At 71.0% G+C, this 16,453-nt stretch carries 15 protein-coding genes; 6 read left to right on the top strand and 9 right to left on the bottom strand.

The window, feature by feature from the left end:
• Window positions 1-81 precede the first annotated feature (81 nt).
• Both ACIRL2_RS44335 and ACIRL2_RS44340 read right to left on the bottom strand, forming a co-directional pair.
• Window positions 82-1,167, bottom strand: a complete 1,086-nt coding sequence (locus tag ACIRL2_RS44335; RefSeq protein WP_395873176.1) for a hydrogenase expression protein HypE — start codon at window positions 1,165-1,167, stop codon at window positions 82-84.
• 235 nt (window positions 1,168-1,402) lie between these two features.
• Window positions 1,403-2,131, bottom strand: coding sequence for a TetR/AcrR family transcriptional regulator (locus ACIRL2_RS44340; RefSeq protein WP_395873175.1), 729 nt, complete (start codon window positions 2,129-2,131; stop codon window positions 1,403-1,405).
• Between the two features lie 182 nt (window positions 2,132-2,313).
• On the opposite strand from ACIRL2_RS44340, the gene ACIRL2_RS44345 reads away from it, so the two are divergent.
• Window positions 2,314-3,750 (top strand): MFS transporter, encoded by a 1,437-nt coding sequence (locus ACIRL2_RS44345; protein WP_395873173.1) that lies wholly within the window; start codon window positions 2,314-2,316, stop codon window positions 3,748-3,750.
• 222 nt (window positions 3,751-3,972) lie between these two features.
• Here ACIRL2_RS44345 and ACIRL2_RS44350 read toward each other — a convergent pair whose 3' ends face one another.
• From ACIRL2_RS44350 to ACIRL2_RS44360, 3 genes are all read right to left on the bottom strand, one after another.
• Window positions 3,973-4,806, bottom strand: coding sequence for a hypothetical protein (locus ACIRL2_RS44350; RefSeq protein ID WP_395873172.1), 834 nt, complete (start codon window positions 4,804-4,806; stop codon window positions 3,973-3,975).
• A 125-nt stretch (window positions 4,807-4,931) separates the two neighbouring features.
• Window positions 4,932-5,909, bottom strand: coding sequence for a hypothetical protein (locus tag ACIRL2_RS44355; RefSeq protein WP_331771601.1), 978 nt, complete (start codon window positions 5,907-5,909; stop codon window positions 4,932-4,934).
• On the bottom strand, window positions 5,902-6,093 hold the full coding sequence (locus tag ACIRL2_RS44360) for a hypothetical protein (RefSeq protein ID WP_355541728.1): 192 nt from the start codon (window positions 6,091-6,093) through the stop codon (window positions 5,902-5,904). The genes ACIRL2_RS44355 and ACIRL2_RS44360 overlap by 8 nt, the downstream gene beginning before the upstream one ends.
• 166 nt (window positions 6,094-6,259) lie before the next feature.
• Between ACIRL2_RS44360 and ACIRL2_RS44365 the strand changes: the two genes are divergently transcribed.
• On the top strand, window positions 6,260-6,769 hold the full coding sequence (locus tag ACIRL2_RS44365; RefSeq protein ID WP_395873171.1) for a type II toxin-antitoxin system RatA family toxin: 510 nt from the start codon (window positions 6,260-6,262) through the stop codon (window positions 6,767-6,769).
• Window positions 6,770-6,793: 24 nt separating this feature from the next.
• Here the strand turns inward: ACIRL2_RS44365 and ACIRL2_RS44370 are convergent, their stop codons facing one another.
• Window positions 6,794-8,992, bottom strand: a complete 2,199-nt coding sequence (locus ACIRL2_RS44370; RefSeq protein ID WP_402240350.1) for an MMPL family transporter — start codon at window positions 8,990-8,992, stop codon at window positions 6,794-6,796.
• 295 nt (window positions 8,993-9,287) lie between these two features.
• Between ACIRL2_RS44370 and glgX the strand changes: the two genes are divergently transcribed.
• The gene (glgX, locus tag ACIRL2_RS44375) at window positions 9,288-11,402 is read left to right on the top strand and encodes a glycogen debranching protein GlgX (RefSeq protein ID WP_395873169.1); all 2,115 of its coding nucleotides are present in this window, start codon (window positions 9,288-9,290) and stop codon (window positions 11,400-11,402) included.
• Window positions 11,403-11,490: 88 nt separating this feature from the next.
• Here the strand turns inward: glgX and ACIRL2_RS44380 are convergent, their stop codons facing one another.
• Window positions 11,491-11,997, bottom strand: a complete 507-nt coding sequence (locus ACIRL2_RS44380) for a phospholipase domain-containing protein (RefSeq protein ID WP_402240353.1) — start codon at window positions 11,995-11,997, stop codon at window positions 11,491-11,493.
• Window positions 11,998-12,009: 12 nt separating this feature from the next.
• On the opposite strand from ACIRL2_RS44380, the gene ACIRL2_RS44385 reads away from it, so the two are divergent.
• Together ACIRL2_RS44385 and ACIRL2_RS44390 are read left to right on the top strand one after the other, a co-directional pair.
• Window positions 12,010-12,174 carry a hypothetical protein gene (locus tag ACIRL2_RS44385; protein WP_402240356.1) on the top strand — a complete coding sequence of 55 codons (165 nt, stop codon included), beginning with the start codon at window positions 12,010-12,012 and terminating at the stop codon, window positions 12,172-12,174.
• 704 nt (window positions 12,175-12,878) lie between these two features.
• Window positions 12,879-13,271, top strand: coding sequence for a DUF2267 domain-containing protein (locus tag ACIRL2_RS44390; RefSeq protein WP_395873166.1), 393 nt, complete (start codon window positions 12,879-12,881; stop codon window positions 13,269-13,271).
• 124 nt (window positions 13,272-13,395) lie between these two features.
• On the opposite strand, the gene ACIRL2_RS44395 is transcribed toward ACIRL2_RS44390, so the two are convergent.
• Complete coding sequence (locus ACIRL2_RS44395) at window positions 13,396-13,998, bottom strand: TetR/AcrR family transcriptional regulator (RefSeq protein WP_395873165.1); 603 nt, start codon at window positions 13,996-13,998, stop codon at window positions 13,396-13,398.
• Between the two features lie 429 nt (window positions 13,999-14,427).
• Window positions 14,428-15,108 (bottom strand): class I SAM-dependent methyltransferase, encoded by a 681-nt coding sequence (locus ACIRL2_RS44400; RefSeq protein ID WP_402240403.1) that lies wholly within the window; start codon window positions 15,106-15,108, stop codon window positions 14,428-14,430.
• Between the two features lie 469 nt (window positions 15,109-15,577).
• Here ACIRL2_RS44400 and ACIRL2_RS44405 point away from each other — a divergent pair, with 469 nt between their 5' ends.
• Window positions 15,578-16,444: an SAM-dependent methyltransferase gene (locus tag ACIRL2_RS44405; protein ID WP_395873164.1), complete on the top strand. Its 867-nt coding sequence runs from the start codon at window positions 15,578-15,580 to the stop codon at window positions 16,442-16,444.
• Window positions 16,445-16,453 lie beyond the last annotated feature (9 nt).

Here is a 16,453-nt window from a genome sequence, read left to right on the forward strand (position 1 = left end):
TGTGTCGTGCCCTTCTGCGGTGGGGACGGCGGCACGCGTGAGGTCGGCCGCGGGGTCGGGAACTGCGCGAAGGCGATCCGCTCACCTGGGCGGGCGGTAGCCGGTGGTGAGCTCACGACCGGTGTGGCGCCACTTGGGTTCCTTGTCCACGGTCTTCGCGGTGATCGAGCGCAGCTTGCGGATCACCAGGCCGTACGCGCCGCTGGCGACCGAGGAGACCTTGCCGCCGGGCGGTTCGTCCATGAACGGCATGAACTTGTCCGGGAAGCCGGGCATCGTGCACGCGATGCAGATGCCACCGACGTTCGGGCAACCGCCGACACCGTTGATCCAGCCGCGCTTGGGCACGTTGCACTTGACCACCGGGCCCCAGCAGCCCAGCTTCACCAGGCACAGCGGCGAGCCGTACTCGTCGGCGAACTGGCCCTGTTCGTAGTAGCCGCCGCGGTCGCAGCCCTCGTGCACGGTGGCGCCGAACAGCCAGGTCGGACGCAGCTTGTCGTCCAGCGGGATCATCGGCGCGGACCCGGCGAGTTGGTAGAGCAGGTAGGTCAGCGTCTCGGCGAAGTTGTCCGGCTGGATCGGGCAGCCGGGCACGCACACGATCGGCAGGCCCGCCTTGGACTTCCAGTCCCAGCCCAGGTAGTCGGGTACGCCCATCGCACCGGTGGGGTTGCCGGCCATCGCGTGGATGCCGCCGTACGTCGCACAGGTACCGATCGCCACCACACCGGTGGCCTTGGGCGCGAGGCGGTCCAACCATTCGCTGGTGGTGATCGGCTGGCCGGTGGCCGGGTCGTCGCCGAATCCGCTCCAGTAGCCTTCGGCCTTGATCGACTCGTTCGGGATGGATCCCTCGACCACCAGCACGAACGGCTCGAGTTCGCCCCGTTCGGCCTTGAAGAACCATTCGATGAAGGTGTCCGCGCCCTGGACCGGTCCGCACTCGAAGTCGATCAGCGGCCAGTGCACGGCGATCGGCGGCAGTCCGGGCAGGGCACCGGTGACGATCTCCTCGATCGACGGCTGCATCGCGGCGGTCAGCGCGACGGAGTCGCCGTCGCAGCTGAGACCGGCGTTGATCCAGAGGATATGAATCGGGGTCGGTTCTTCGACCGGCTTGGCGGCGGTCGAGCTCTCGGCGGGGTTCCCGGACGTGGCGCGCATGAGGACGCCTCCTCGAAAGGTTATGAATCCGACATAACGGACTCCTGAACCTTCCTATCAGCCCGGCACGTGACGCGCCTCACATTCGGTCCGTTCGGGCGAGTCGCGTCGCGCCCACTCCGCGGTCGATGAGTCGGTCCGCGTGCGTCCGTTCGGCCTGTTCGGGCGAGTCGTGCCACGTCGTCCCGCGGTGGCGGGCGGGACCCCCGGCGGGCGACGTGCGGCCCGGCCCGGGTCAGGGCGCCTGCGACTCCGGCGCCGGATGGTTGGAGAGGGCCGAGTCGGCGGAGAGGGCCGAGTCGGCGGAAGAGGCCGGGGCCGCCGTCGGGCGGTAGCGGGCCAGGAACATGTCCACGCCGCCGGTGATCAGCCGCTCGGTCAGATCCGCGTCGGGCACGGCGCCGGAGGAGCCGAAGGCGATGTGTGGCATCAGCACCAGGCCGGAGAGTTGGATCGCGGCCAACGGCACGTCGTCGATCGCGAGTTCGCCGCGCTCGACGAGTTCCTCCAGGGCCGTGCGGACCACCACGTGGAAACGATCCGGTCCCGACTCGCGCCAGGTGCGTCCCAGTTCGGGCAGGCGCGGCATCGAGCCCATCACCACATTGTGCAGGGTGAGCACCTCCGGCGTGGCGTGGCCCGCCACCCACGCCTCACAGATGGCCACCAGGTCGGCCCGGACGTCGGTGGAGGATCCGAGCCGCTCCTCGATCAGGCGGGTCGACTCCGCCAGGGCGCGGTCCAGGATCTCGCCGACGATCGCCGTGAACAGGGCTTCCTTGTTGCCGAAGTGGTTGTAGACGGTCACCTTCGCGACACCCGCCTCGGCGGCGATGGTGTCCATGCCCACCTGATAGCCCTCGCGCAGGAAGGCCTCAGTGGCCGCCTCCAGGATCGCCGCGCGCTTGCGCGCGGCCCGATCACCCGAGGGAATGCGCTTGGGGGTCTGCTCGGCTGCCCACACGTGGCGTCTCCGTTCGTCGCGCGCAGTCTAACGAGTGCGAACCGAACCGCTCGGCTCATCGAAACCATACCGTTTGGTTCAACTGAACCGCACCGTTGAGTTCATCTGAACTGCACTGTATGGTTCAGCTCTACGAGCGGCCTGCCCTCTCGACGAGCGACTCTCCGGAAAGGGGATCAGCCATGGAACACGTCCGGACGACCGTGCGGCCGGCCCGAACGGGGGCGGCCTTCGCGCTGCTCGCCGCGGTGCAGGCCATCCTCAACACCTCGGTCACCATCACCTCGGCCGCCGGACCCGACATCGCCGCCGACCTCGATCTGGGCTCCTCCGGTCTGGTCTGGACCGGCGCCGCCTACACGCTGGCGTTCAGCGGCCTGCTGCTGCTCGGCGGCCGGGTCGCCGACCTGCGCGGGCGGCGCGAGACCTTCCGGGCCGGCGCCGCGCTGTTCGCCGCCGCGTCACTGGCCGGCGCCCTCGTACCCGGCGGCGCGTGGATGATCACCGCCCGCCTGCTCCAGGGCGCGGGCGCCGCGCTCGCCGCGCCCGCCGCCATGGCCCTGGTCGGGGACGTGTTCGCGACCGACGCCACCCGCCGCCGGGCGATGGCCGCGTGGGGCGGACTCTCCGGGGTGGGCGCGGCGCTGGGCATGCAACTCGGCGGCGCGACCGCCACCTGGGCGTCCTGGCGCTGGTCGTTCGTGGTGCTCGCGGCGATCGGCTTCGTTGTCGCCGCCCTCACCGGCCGGTACCTGCCCACCGGCCCGGAGCGGGTCACCGGCCGGGTGGACGTGCTCGGCGCCGCCCTGGTCACCGGCGGTGTCGCGGTGCTCAGCCTGGGCCTGGTCGCGGTGGGTACGCACGGCTGGCTCGACCCGGCGGTGCTGCTGCCGCTGGCCGGCGGAGTCGTCCTGCTGGTGGCGTTCGGCGTGGCCGAGAACAAGGTCGCGGCGCCCCTGATGCCGCTGCACTTCCTCGCCTCCCGCCGCCGCGTGGCAGCGCTCGCCACCGGCATGCTCGCGCCGATCGCCGGCTCCACCGCCGCGTTCTTGATGTCGCTGTACTTCCAACGGGTGCTGGGGTGGTCCGCGTTGCGCTCGGCGATGGGTTTCGTCCCGTACACGCTGATGCTGGTCGTGGTCAGCGCCGGCAGCGTGCTGATCGTGGCCCGGTGGGGCGTGCGGTGGACGGCCGCGCTGGGTCTGGCCACGATGGCCGGCGCCTTCCTGTTGTTCTCCCGGATCAGCCCGGACGCGGCCTACCTCGGACTCCCGTTCGCGGCCATGCTCGCCCTGCCGATCGGCATCGGCCTGACCGCCGCGGCCGCCGTGGTCGCCGCCACCCGTGGGGTGCCGCCCACTCAGGCCGCGCTGGCAGGCGGCGCGTTCAACACCACGATGCTGATGGGCCCCACCGTCGGTATCGCCCTGTTCAGCTCGCTCGCCGACGCGCACACCGGCGCCGGTCCCTCCCCCGAACAGGCGGCCACCGACGGCTACACCTTCGCCTTCAAGGCCGCGGCGGTGCTGTTCGCCCTCGCCGCGCTCGCCTCGGTGAGTGTGCGGGCCCGCGGCACAGGTGGCGGCCGTACTCGCGACCCCCGGCCCGTCCGGGCCTGACCGCCACCTTCACCCCGACCACCCCGCCCCGAAGGAGTCACCCGATCATGACGACGACCTGGGTCGCGCGTGGGACGGGCGCCCGGCCTTCACACCCGCGAGCCGGGATCGGGAACCCGGTCTCCACCCCACGGGCGCGGAACCGGCACCCGACGTCCACCCCGCAAGCGGGGACCCGGCACCCGGCCTCCGGCCCCGCGAACGCGACACGGGCGCCCCGTGTCAATCCGGGTACGGCACCGTCGGGAGTGCCTTGACTCGGGTGGTCGGGTCCAGTGCCATCGTCGCCTCGATCAGCGCCTCCAGGTCGGGGTCCGGCCACGGGCGTGCCAGTTCCAGCGGCGGGCGGTGTCTTCCGGTGGCGATGTCCTCCAGGATGTCGGCGGCGGTGATCCGCCCGCCGATCGCCCGATCGGTGGCCGGGGCGGTACCCGTCCAGGCTGCCCGGAACGAGGCGCCCAGGCTGTACACCTCGGCGGCGTCGGTCAGGCGCACGTGCTGCCCGGGCCCGGTCTCCAGGAGTTGCCGGGCTATCTCGGGAGCGGTGGTGAGGTCCATCCCGCCCCGGTAGGGATTCGGCAGCGGGAGCCGGTCCGGATGGTGGGCCAGGTCGTGGTCGATGAACTCGATCCCGCCTCCCGGGGTGACCAGTATGTTCATCGGCTGGATGTCGCCGTGATGCCAGCCCAGCGCGTGCAACCGGCCGAGCGCCGCGAACGCCCGCCGGGCCAGGTGGGGCAACGGATGCGCCGGAACCGGCCCGTTGCGGCGCGCCGACTCGCACCAGCGCCACAGGGTCACCCCCGGGCGCCACTCGACCGCCGTCCACAGCCCGCCGCCCACGTGCCCGTGCCTGCCGCCGACCGGGTAAAGGCCCTGCTCGCGCAGCATGGTCAGCACCCGCGCCTCGTGATGCAGCGCGGCGACGTCCGCTCCCTCGGCGGTCTTGATCCGCCACTGTCCGGCACGCCAGGCGTTGGTGTGGTGCGAGGTCAGCGGGCGCGGCCGTTCGGTGACGCCGAGGGTTTCCAAGGCGGCGACGAGCAGCGGATCCATCCGCACATTCTGGCCGACGCCCCCGACGCGCCGACGCTGTGGTGCTTCGGCCCCGCATGTGGGAGCCGGGCCGGTCGTACCGGGATCGCCGGCCCGGTCGCACTCTCGATTCAGCGGACCCATCCTCACGTTCGGGCGGACGCGCAACACGCGACGATCCCGCGGCGGGCGGGCCCCTCGCGCAGGACCCGGGCCAGCCCCGCCGAGATCGGCAGCCCGGTCGCGCTCTCGATCCAGCCGAACTCGCCCACGCAGTTGCTCTCCAGGTACGTCCATCCGGCCGAGGTGACCACGAAGTCCAGCGCGGCGTAGCCCAGCCCGAGGTCGCGCACGTGCTCGACGCACGCCCTCGCGATCTCCGCCGGCGCCTCGATCGCCCGGTACTCGCACGCGTCCAGCGGCACCGCCCGCCAGTCGAGCGCGCCCTTCGTGATGATCGCGGCGGTGAACACCCGATCGTCCACGACGGTCACCCGCGCGTCGAACAGCCGGTCCTCGACCAGGGCCTGCAGATAGTGCAGGGTGCCGGCGATGCCGCTCAGGTCGTCCGAGAGGCGGATGCGCGTGGTGGGGATGAACGTGGTGTGCCGCTGGGTGAGCGCCTTGACCACGACCTTGTCCCGGTGCGCGGCGATGAACGCGCGGGCCGCGTGCGGATCGCTGGTGAACAGCGTGTCGGGCACGGCGAAGCCGGCGCGCGCGGCCGACGCCAGTTGGGTGGGCTTGTGCAGCGACGCCGCGACGATCGTGGGGTCGTCGATCCACACCTTCAGCGGCTGCGCGCGCAACAGGCCCAGCAGCGCGGTGGTGTTCTCGTCCGCGCGCCACCGCTCCTCCGCGGTGCCGAACGCGTCGGGCCGGGTGGGTTTGCGCCAATACACCGCACAACGTTCGTCCAGCGTCACCGTCGCCCGCCCGGAGGTGAGCACGGTGTGCCAGCGCCCGGCCGCGAACCGGCCGGTCACCAAAGGACGTTCGCGCAGGCGGCCCGGGTCCAGGCGGAGCAGGGCCACCGGGCCGCCGAGGAGGTGCGCCGCCACCATGTCGGCGGTCAGATCCTCCTCGGTGGCCACGATCACGACGCTCGCGTCGTGATCAGTCATCCTTCTTGTATCCCCTGGGCTCCTGCGTCCCGGTGTAGGTACCGGAGTCCACCGCGTGGATCAGCAGCGTCCCGCCAGGGGTGACGTTGACACACAGATCGGGATCGTAGTGATGCCGGGGCAGCGCGGGCGCGCCTCGGGTGGGGACCGGGGCCCTGCGGCCGAGAATCAAAGGACCGGGCATGACCTCTCCTGACTGTGGGTGTCCGACCCACCGAAAAACACGGTGCGTCATGTTCATCAACGCCCGGATGGGGTCGGTCAGTTGCATCTCCGCGGAAAAAGACGCCGACGCCTCCGGCGAACGTCTCCCCCGGCGCCTCGCGAGTAACCCTGGCAGGATGACCGTCATGCCCACGGTGGAAGCGTCAGTGGAGGTACCCGTCGCGGCCGCGACGGCGTTCGCCGTGTCGCAGACGACCGGGGTGGTGCGCAGGCGTTGGGACCCGTTCATCCGCAGCCAGCGCTTCCTGGACGGGGCCACCGAGCCGGGCAAGGGGGTGCGCACGCTCACGGTGCACCGCGCGGGCTTTCGGATGATCAGCGAATACGTCTCGTACCACCCGCCGACGAACGTGGGCATGCGGATGGTCGAGGGATCGTGGTTCTTCGCGAAGATGGGCGGCGGCTGGCGGTTCACCGCCGTCGAGGGCGAACCGGACCGTACACGCGCGGTGTGGCGTTACAACTTCGGCTGCCGCCCGCGCTGGTTGGCGCCGCTCGCCGATCGCATCGGCACGGTGGTGCTCCGGCGTGAGATCGAACACCGCATCGCGCGCTTCGCCCGCGCGTGCTCGGATCCGGTGGTCCTGGCCGCGATCGGCGGCGACGACGTCGCCGAAGGACCCGCGCCGGGCTGAGCGTCGGCCCGGGCCTCGCGGGTGTCAGTGCGCCGCGCCGCCGGTGGGCGCGGACCCGGCCAGGCGTTCCTCCAGGCGCTTGCCCTCGATGTCCGGGTCGGGGACGTACCTGGCGAACCACTGCGGGTGATACCAGAGCTTGGCCCGGACGATCGCCATCGTCGCCGGGACCAGCGTCAGCCGGACCACGAAGGCGTCCAGGAAGACACCGACCGCGAAGCTGAAGCCGATCGCCTTGATGGTCGGGTCGTCGGTGAACATGAACGCCACGAAGATCGAGAACATGATCAGCGCCGCCGCCGTCACCACCCGCGCCGACAACCCGATGCCGCGCGCGACCGCGCCTCGGGCGTCGCCCGTGGTGGTGTAGTCCTCCTTGATCCGCGAGACGACGAACACCTCGTAGTCGCTGGACAACCCGAAGATGATCGCGAGCATCAGGATCGGCAGGAAGCTGATCGTCTCGGTGGGGGTGATGTCGAAGATGTCCTCACCCCAGCCCCACTGGAACATCGCGACCTGCGCGCCGAAGGCCGCCGCGACCGACAGCAGGAAGCCGAGGATCGACTTGATCGGCACCAGGATGGTCCGGAAGGCGAAGGTCAGCAGCACGAAGGCCAGGCCGACCACCACGAGCAGGAACACCGGGAGCGCGTCCAGGAGTTTCGTGGACACGTCGATGTTGGAGGCGGTACTGCCGCCGACCAGGATCGGCGCGCCGACGCCGGCCTCGATCGCCGCGCGGTTGTCCCGGATGTGGTGCACCAGGTCGGCGGTGGTCTGGGAGTTGGGTCCGGTGGCGGGGATCACCCGCACCACGGCGACCTCGTTGTTGACAGCGAGTGGACCCGCCGCCACGACGTCCGGTTGCTGCTTCAGCGCGTTCACCAACGCAGTCACGCCGCTTTGGTCGACGGGCCCGTCGGCGACCACCAACAGGGGCCCGTTGAAGCCGGGCCCGAAGCTCTCGGCGGTCAGGTCGTACGCCTTGCGCTCGGTGGAGGACTCGGGCTGCGAGGCGGCGCTGGGCAACCCCAGTTCCATGCTCATCGCGGGCACCGCCGACACGAGCAGCAGGCCGACCCCGACGACCAGGACCGGGATCCGGAAGCGCACCACGAAGCGCGCCCAGGCCGCGCCGAACGTGCGGGCGGGATCGGTCGCGGTGATCCGCGCGACCTCCTCGTGGTGTCCGGGCCGCAGCCGCGTGTCGATGAACGACACGAGCTTGGGACCGGCGAAGCCCAGGACCGCCGGGAGCAGGGTGAGCGCGATCAACAACGCGATCAACACCGCCGCCGCCGCGCACAGTCCCATCAGGGTCAGGAACGGGATACCCACGACGGCCAGCCCGCACAGGGCGATGATCACGGTGAGTCCGGCGAAGACCACCGAACTGCCGGCGGTGCCCAGGGCCAGAGCCGCGGACTCCTCCGGCGCCATGCCGCCGATCAGGTTGTTGCGGTGCCGGAACAGGATGAACAGCCCGTAGTCGATCCCGCAGGACAGACCGAGCATGATGGCCACCGTCGTGGACGCCGACGCGATGTTCACCACCGACGCGAGCGCGGTCACCCCCATCAGGGCGATCACCACACCGATGATCGCGTTGATGATCGGCAGGCCGGCGGCGACCACCGCGCCGAACGTGATGAGCAGGATCACCAGCGCGATCGCCAGACCGATCAGCTCCGGCAGTTCGGAGGGGGTGATCCGCCAGCCCGGGTACACGGTGCCCGAGTACTCGACCTGGACCCCGGCCTGCTCGGCCGGCGCCACGGCGTCCTCGAGCTTGTCCAGAGTGGCATCCTCGACGTCCGCCGGCTGCGCCGTGTACTGCACCCAGCCCAGCGCGACCAGTTGGTCGGGCGCCACTCCCTGATCGGTGAACGGGTCCGACACGGAGGCCACTTGTGGCACCGTCCGCAGTTGCGCGATTGCGGCCTCGATGCCGGCGCTCGGGCCCGGGTCGGTGACCTTGGCCGGGCTCTTCACGGCGAACACCACCTGGGTCTGCGCGCCGCCGAGCGCGGGCAGCTTCTGCTCCAACAGGTCCGTCGTGTCCTGCGACTCGGTACCCGGAATGGTGAAGGTGTCGTTGGTCTTGCCGCCGCTGACCGTGGCGAGGACGACGGCGGCCACCGCGATGGCGAGCCAGACTGCCAGGACCCACCGGCGACGCCGGAACGCCCATTTCCCCAGCCGGAACAGATAGGTGGACAAGCCGCTTCCCTCCGCACCGACCGACAGGTCGCAACCACCGCACGAATCCCAACGCGGCGACCCACGACCACAGAGACAGACAGACCGACAATCTCGTCCTACTTTGTCCCATTGGTTCCGACGAAGTGCCCTCGACGCGCCGACAAACGCGTCGACCGCCCGGCGCGTGACGGCCGGCGGAACGCGCCCACCCCGATGACGGCCGGCCGCTCCGCCCGGGACCCGCGGCGGGACACGACATCCCGCCGTGTCGACGATCGAATTTCCGCCCTATATGAGCGGTTAATGTCACTTCATGCAGGCATGGAATGGCAGGGCCTATCCCCTCGGCGCCACGTTCGACGGCTCCGGCACCAACTTCGCGGTGTTCTCCGAGGTAGCCGAGCGCGTGGAGGTCGCGCTGATCGACGACGACGGCACCGAGCAGCGCGTGCCGTTGCCCGATGTCGACGGCTACGTGTGGCACGGCTATCTCCCCGGCGTCGGGCCCGGCCGGCGCTACGGGTACCGCGTACACGGGCCGCACGACCCCGACCGGGGTCACCGCTGCAATCCGGCCAAGATCCTGATCGACCCCTACGCCAAGGCGATCGACGGCAACACCGACGGCGACCTGTCGCTGCTGGACTACCGGCCCGAGGCGCCCGACGAGCAGAACACCGCGGACAATCTGCGGCACACCATGCTCTCGGTGGTGACCGATTCGACCTTCGATTGGGGCGACGACCGCAGTCCGAACCGGCCGTACCACGAGACGGTGATCTACGAGGCGCACGTCAAGGGCATGACCCGCACCCATCCCGCCGTTCCCGAGCACCAGCGCGGCACGTACGCCGGCCTCGCCCATCCCGCCGTGATCGAGCACCTGACCACGCTCGGCGTGACCGCGATCGAGCTGATGCCGGTGCACCAGTTCGTCCACGACGGATCGCTGCTCGCCCGGGGCCTGTGCAACTACTGGGGCTACAACACCATCGGCTTCCTCGCGCCGCACAACGCCTACTCGTCCTCCGGCACGCGCGGCGAACAGGTGACCGAGTTCAAGGCGATGGTCAAGGCCCTGCACGCGGCCGGGATCGAGGTGATCCTCGACGTCGTCTACAACCACACCGCCGAAGGCAACGAACTGGGCCCGACGCTCTCCTTCCGAGGCATCGACAATGCCTCGTACTACCGCCTGGTGGACGACGACCCGGCGCACTACTACGACACCACCGGCACCGGGAACAGCCTGCTGATGCGGCACCCGAACGTGCTTCAACTGATCATGGACTCGCTGCGCCACTGGGTCACCGAGATGCACGTGGACGGCTTCCGCTTCGATCTCGCGGCCACCCTGGCCCGGCAGTTCCACGAGGTGGACCGGCTGTCCGCGTTCTTCGACCTGGTCCAGCAGGACCCCGTGGTCAGCCGGGTCAAGCTGATCGCCGAGCCGTGGGACGTGGGCGAGGGCGGCTACCAGGTGGGCAATTTTCCGCCATTGTGGAGCGAGTGGAACGGCAAGTACCGGGACAGCGTGCGCGACTTCTGGCGCGGCACCGACGGCGTCCTGCCCGAGTTCGCGCGCCGCCTCACCGGCTCGTCGGACCTGTACACCAGCGAGCACCGACGACCGCTGGCCGGCGTCAACTTCGTCACCGCACACGACGGCTTCACCCTGCGCGACCTGGTGTCGTACAACGACAAGCACAACGAGGCCAACGGCGAGGACGGCCGCGACGGGGCCGACGACAACCGATCGTGGAACTCCGGCGTCGAGGGAGACACCGAGGACCCCGGCGTGCTCGCGCTGCGCGAGCGCCGACAGCGCAACCTGCTCACCACCCTGTTCGTCTCGCAGGGTGTGCCCATGCTCTCGCACGGCGACGAACTGGGCCGCACCCAGCACGGCAACAACAACGGGTACTGCCAGGACAACGAGACCGCGTGGATGGACTGGGACTCGGCCGCCCACCCGGCCCGACGGGACCTGCTGGAGTTCACCCGCGGCCTCGTCCGGTTGCGCGCCGCACACCCCGTGCTGCGTCGGCGGCGCTTCTTCCGCGGCGACGGCGCGGACGGCCCGGCCGACCTGCTGTGGTTGCGTCCGGACGGCAAGGAGATGACCCGAAAGGACTGGGACCGCCCGAACGCCCGCTCCGTGGTGGTCTTCCTCAACGGGGACGCGATCTCCGAACGCGACTCCTGCGGCCGCCCGATCGTGGACGACTCGTTCCTGTTCGTGCTCAACGCCCACTACGAGAGCGTCGACGTACGGGTGCCGTCCTTCGGGGACGGCGACGTGTGGCACGTCGCCGTGGACACCACCGACCCCGACGGCGCGGACGAGGTGGAGGTCAAGGCGGGCTCCGTGCGCGCGGTCGAGGCGCACAGCGTCCTCGTGTTGATCCGCCGGCGCCGCCCGGAGTGAGGAACCCGAACCCGCGGGTGCCGCTCCAGCGAGCGGCACACGCGGGCCGTTGTGCCGGTCGGTCCCGGTGCCGCGGACGGTGTGCCGATCAGTCCCGGTTCGACGGGTGGACGGTACCGGCGTAGCGGCGGGTGAGGCCGTCCGCCACCGCGACGGTGACGTCGTACCGGCCGTACGCGTCGGTCGGCCACGCCACGGTGTCCCGGTCGCGGGCGCTCACCCACTGCTCCCGGGCCGTCCCGCCGAAGTCGTTCGGCGGGATCGTGAAGCGCACGTCGGTGTCGCCGTCGTTGCTCAGTCGCAGGTCCAGCCGGGCGGCATCGGGCCGGCGTCCGTGCGGGGTGGCGCGGACCGACGGGACGGCGACGTCGCGCTGCGGGTCGCGGACCACGGTGCCGGCGAAGCGTCGGACGAAGCCGTCCGCGCCGTGCACGCTGAAGTCGTAGGCGCCGTCGGTACCGGCGGCGTCCCACACGTAGGTCGCGCTCTTGCCGGGGCCGACGGTGAGCAGGGTGCCCGCGAACGGGAGGGCGATGTTCGGGAAGACGGTGAAGTGGTAGGTCACCGTGCCCTCGTTGACCAGTGTGCAGGTCACCCGGAGCGGAACGTGACGCCCTGGCCGGACTGTTGCCCGGCCGAGGTGGTCCACAGTCCGCCCAGGCGCACGGTCGCGCTCTCGCCCGACGCCACGGCCGAGGTGGTGACGGTGCCCACGGCGAACCTGGGCCTGGGCGGCACGGGCCGCACCGCGAAGCTCGACTCGGCTCGGTAGGCCGGCGATCGATGGCCGACGCGTGAACGCACGCACGGGCGAGCGAGCTTCGCGGGAAGAGCCGGCGGAACCGATCGGAGACGCGGACCGGTCGGCTGCGCGGCGGACTCGCCGTTGTGGTGCGAACGGCGCCGCATCACCGATACCCGGCAGGCGTACCCGTCGAGTGGTGCGAGGATCGCCGCCGGCCCGGCACCGTCGCCTTCACGACGCACCATTCGATCGCCGCATCCGCGCTGTCCCTCCGTCGCCACCCCGAGTGACCTCCTCGCGCGAAGCCTGTACGCGAAGCCTGTCGTGGATCCGGGAGGACGGTCGCCCCTCGGGGTCGACCACCCCGCACCGGACACCGGCACCGAACCCGCTCCGGACACAAGGGGTGATGGATCGAAATCGCACAGCCGCCACTTCCGGGCTCGCGTGCGGGTCGGTCCTCGTCGAAGGCCGTCAAGTGTGCGACGGAGCGTTAAGGTGGGGAGCACCCCATGCGCACCGACCCGATTCGCGGCCTCGAAGCGCACATCGTCGATCCGCCCCGAACCGGTCGGGCGTTGAGGTCGGCGCGGCCATGCCACCGCCGGCGCACCGGGGCGACCCCGTCCCGGTCACCGGACCGGCACGCCGCGTGCCCTCCGGATCGGGGCCGCCCCGCCCGAGCCCGCTCCGATCGCAGTCGACGGATGACGGAAGAAGGGCCGATACAGATGCCGATGCGATGGGAACCCTTCCTCGCGGCAGTTCAGGAGCGGGGCGAATACTCCTCACCCGCGGAGGCGGAGCGAGGCATTCGGGTCGTCCTCGCGCTCCTGGGCGCACACCTGGTCGGCGGCGAGCGCACCGAACTGGCTGCCAGGCTGCCGGACACCTGTGCCCTGGTACTGCTCAACCCGCTCCCCGCGCACGAGCCGCTCAGCGCCGACCGGTTCGTCCGGGCGACCGGCGCGTGGATCGAGGGCGCCACGGACGAGACCGCGAAATGGGACGTCGGAGCGGTACTCAGCGTCGTGGCCGACGCCATCGACGACGACCTGATGAACCGCGTGCTGCTGCAATTGCCGCCGGGCTACGACCTCCTCTTCGGCCGTCCTCGACGCTGAACCGTCCCCGCGGCACCCGCGCGCGGCCGGGCGACCCGGGCCGAAGGCCGCACGCGGGTGGCGGGTGCCCGGCCGCGAGGCCGTTCGACGCCCGCGTCCGCGTCGATTCGACGCGGACGCGGGGTCAGGCCGGATCGACGCGCAGGAAGCGGGTGAGCAGTAGCCGGAGCATCGGCGCCTGCTCGCGCGGCGCGAAGCTCGGATCGGTCGCCACCCGGGCGAAGATCCCGTCGATCTGGGCCGCGATCCACGTCGCCGCGTCCTCCGCGTCCAACTCCGGGTCGATCCGCTCGGCCGCGGCGGCACGGCGCAGCAGGTCGGCGATGCCGGCCCGGAGCCGGCGGTCGTTGCGGGCCAAGAGCGCGGCGATGCCTTCGTCCCGCTGGGCCTCGGCGGCGGTGTCCAGGGTGAGGCCGGCGTACTCCGGGTCGGCGGCGAGCGCGACAACCGTTTCCATCAGCTCGAACAGCGCCCCGAGCGCGTCCTCCTCGGCGGCCAGCCGCTCCAGGAAGGCGGCCGTCTGCACGCCCTCGCTGTCGATCAGCTCCACGATGATCGCGTGCTTGCTCGGGAAGTAGTGGAAGAGGTTGCCCGGACTCATCCCGGCGCGTTTGCAGATGTCCGCGGTCCGGGTGCCGTGGAAGCCCATCTCCGCGAAGCAGGAGGCGGCGGCCTCCAGGATCTGACGTCGCCTGGCGGCGTGCTTGACGGGATCGACGGTGCGCATGGGATGCCCACCCTACCGCGCACCCTCCACAACCGACCCCGCCGACCCGGCCCCGGACTCCACCCACGCTCAGCCGACGACACCTCGTCCACGCAGCCCCAGCGATCGAGTTCGGCATACTCGACACGAATCGCGCCCACGTCCCGCTCTTCATCGACCGCCGGCGGACGAAACACACCGCGCGCCGAACATGCCCACCCCGCGCGCCCCCGCGAAGCCGAGCCGCCCGCCCCCGCCGCCGCGTCTCGGCCGCACCGGGCATCGAATGCGAGCCGGGACGAGACTCCACCGATCCACCCGCCGCCGAGCCATTTCGATGCGCACGCCCCCGACGCATACCCGCGCCATCGCCCCAGCCCGTACGCCCGCCCAACTCGCCCGACAACGCCGTCCGCACCGACCGCCCGGCATTTGCGCCTCCGCCCGCCGTCACCTCGGGGATTCCGCCGCATTCGCCGGTTGCGGCCGGTGGGCCAGGAAGACGGCATCGCGGCGCTTGCTTCCGTCGCCGGGTTCCCGCAACATGCGCGCGGTGACGACGAGCCCGGCCCGGCCGAGCAGTTCGGCGATCCGGTCGGCCGGGAGGAAGTAGGACTCGTAGGAGACCGGATGGCCGCCGTACGCGCGGGTCGGTCGCACGTGCTCGTCCTCCCCGACGTAGCCGCCCAGCATGAGCCAACCACCGGGGGCGAGCGTGCGGGCGAACTCGGCGAACACCACCGGCAACCACTCCGGCGGCGTGTGGTGAGTGGCGAAGTAGGCCAGGATCCCGTCGAGTTCACCGTTCGCGAGATCCAACGCGGTCATCGACCCGACCACGAACCGCAGTTGCGGATAGGCCCGGCGCGCCGTCTCGACCATCCACGGCGACAGGTCGACGCCGAACGCGGACACCCCCAGCGCGGCCAGGTACGCGGTCACCTTCCCCGGCCCGCAACCCAGATCCGCGACCGGCCCGCGATCACCGTCGCGCACCGACTCGACGAACGCCCCCAACATCGCCCGCGACAACGGATCCAACTCCGCCGGCGCCTTGACGACAGCGGCGTAGGCCTCGGAAACGGTGTCGTACGAGCGCCGGACCGCCGCCAGATGGGAAGGCTCACTCATCAGCGCCGACGATCGTTCGTCGTCGGCGAGGAGATCCAACAACCACGATTCCCGGCGCGTCTCTGCCGCATAGGCCGGGAGATGCCATGGCTCCTCGATCCAGGGCACCACCTCGCGCATCACCTCGTCCCCCGGATGCCGCCATCCGCATGCGGCGAGCAGGTCGACCATCGGTCCCGGAAGTGCCCGCCCCCGCAAGGTCCATGCGGCCGGGCCGCGTGCGCACACGTCGTCTCCGGCCGCCGCTCCGGCCCATGCGCTCTCTCGGTGTTCCACACTCGCCAACCTGGCACATCGGCAGCCGGAACGGCCAGGGAGCCGCGAAGGCGGTCGACGTAGGGTCGGCGGCCGTGGTTGCCAAGGGACTTGGGCTCACCGGCGGCGCGCGGCGCGCGGCGGTGGACCGTTTCCCGGGCGGGCGCAGTAGTCTCGGTTGGTCCGTGGGAGTGGCCTCGCGAAGGGTGAGCGCGTGACGTCGATATCGAGCAGCGACGAGGACGCGTGGCGGTTGCCGCGTCTGGACGAGGTCGAGGAGGAATCCGTCGCGGCGCGGATCGACACGAGCATCCCGCACACCGCCCGGATCTACGACTATCTGCTGGGCGGCAAAAGCAACTTCGCGGTGGACCGCGCGGCAGCCGAGCACATCCTCGCCGCGATTCCGGATCTGCCCACCACGCTGCGGCTCAACCGGCTGTTCCTCCAGCGCAGCGTCCGCTATGCCGCACGACGCGGCATCCGCCAGTTCCTGGACATCGGAACCGGCATCCCCACCGGCGGGAACACGCACGAGGCGGCCCACCAGGTCGCGCCGGACGCGCGCGTGGCGTACGTCGACAACGACCCGATCGTGCTCGTGCACGGGCGGGCACTGATGACCGGCGGCGGCCCCGGGCGAACCACCTTCACTCAGGCGGACCTTCGCGACCCGAAGGCGATCCTGACCGCGCCCGAGGTGGTCGAGGTGATCGACTTCGCGGAGCCGGTCGCCGTGATGCTGGTGGCGATCCTGCACTTCATCAAGGACGAGGAGAACCCGCACGAGATCGTCGCGACGCTGCGCGACGCGCTCGTCCCGGGCAGCATGCTCATCCTGTCGCACGCCTCCTTCGACGCCGATCCCGCGCGCGGACAGGCGGGGGCCGCGGGCTGGAAGAACGCCTCGGCCGAGATGACGATGCGCGGCTACGACCGCGTGTTGTCCTTCTTCGACGGCTTCGAGGTGGTCGAACCCCCCGGTATCCGCCCCCACTGGAACCCGGACGGCGAACCCGACGATCCCCTGGACGCGGTCGAGAACGTCTGGGGCTACGGCGGGGTGGGCATCAAGCGCTGAGCGGCTCCC

The sequence above is a fragment of the Embleya sp. NPDC127516 genome (assembly GCF_044765325.1).
In the GTDB taxonomy this organism is placed as follows: Bacteria; Actinomycetota; Actinomycetes; order Streptomycetales; family Streptomycetaceae; genus Embleya.

What these genes read in the sequence shown, in the direction of transcription:
- ACIRL2_RS44335 (WP_395873176.1), bottom strand. Translation starts at nt 1,167, where the DNA reads ATGCGCGCCACGTCCGGGAACCCCGCCGAGAGCTCGACCGCCGCCAAG.
- ACIRL2_RS44345 (WP_395873173.1), top strand. Translation starts at nt 2,314, where the DNA reads ATGGAACACGTCCGGACGACCGTGCGGCCGGCCCGAACGGGGGCGGCC.
- ACIRL2_RS44350 (WP_395873172.1), bottom strand. Translation starts at nt 4,806, where the DNA reads ATGGATCCGCTGCTCGTCGCCGCCTTGGAAACCCTCGGCGTCACCGAA.
- ACIRL2_RS44355 (WP_331771601.1), bottom strand. Translation starts at nt 5,909, where the DNA reads ATGACTGATCACGACGCGAGCGTCGTGATCGTGGCCACCGAGGAGGAT.
- ACIRL2_RS44360 (WP_355541728.1), bottom strand. Translation starts at nt 6,093, where the DNA reads ATGCCCGGTCCTTTGATTCTCGGCCGCAGGGCCCCGGTCCCCACCCGA.
- ACIRL2_RS44365 (WP_395873171.1), top strand. Translation starts at nt 6,260, where the DNA reads ATGCCCACGGTGGAAGCGTCAGTGGAGGTACCCGTCGCGGCCGCGACG.
- glgX (WP_395873169.1), top strand. Translation starts at nt 9,288, where the DNA reads ATGCAGGCATGGAATGGCAGGGCCTATCCCCTCGGCGCCACGTTCGAC.
- ACIRL2_RS44390 (WP_395873166.1), top strand. Translation starts at nt 12,879, where the DNA reads ATGCCGATGCGATGGGAACCCTTCCTCGCGGCAGTTCAGGAGCGGGGC.
- ACIRL2_RS44395 (WP_395873165.1), bottom strand. Translation starts at nt 13,998, where the DNA reads ATGCGCACCGTCGATCCCGTCAAGCACGCCGCCAGGCGACGTCAGATC.
- ACIRL2_RS44400 (WP_402240403.1), bottom strand. Translation starts at nt 15,108, where the DNA reads ATGAGTGAGCCTTCCCATCTGGCGGCGGTCCGGCGCTCGTACGACACC.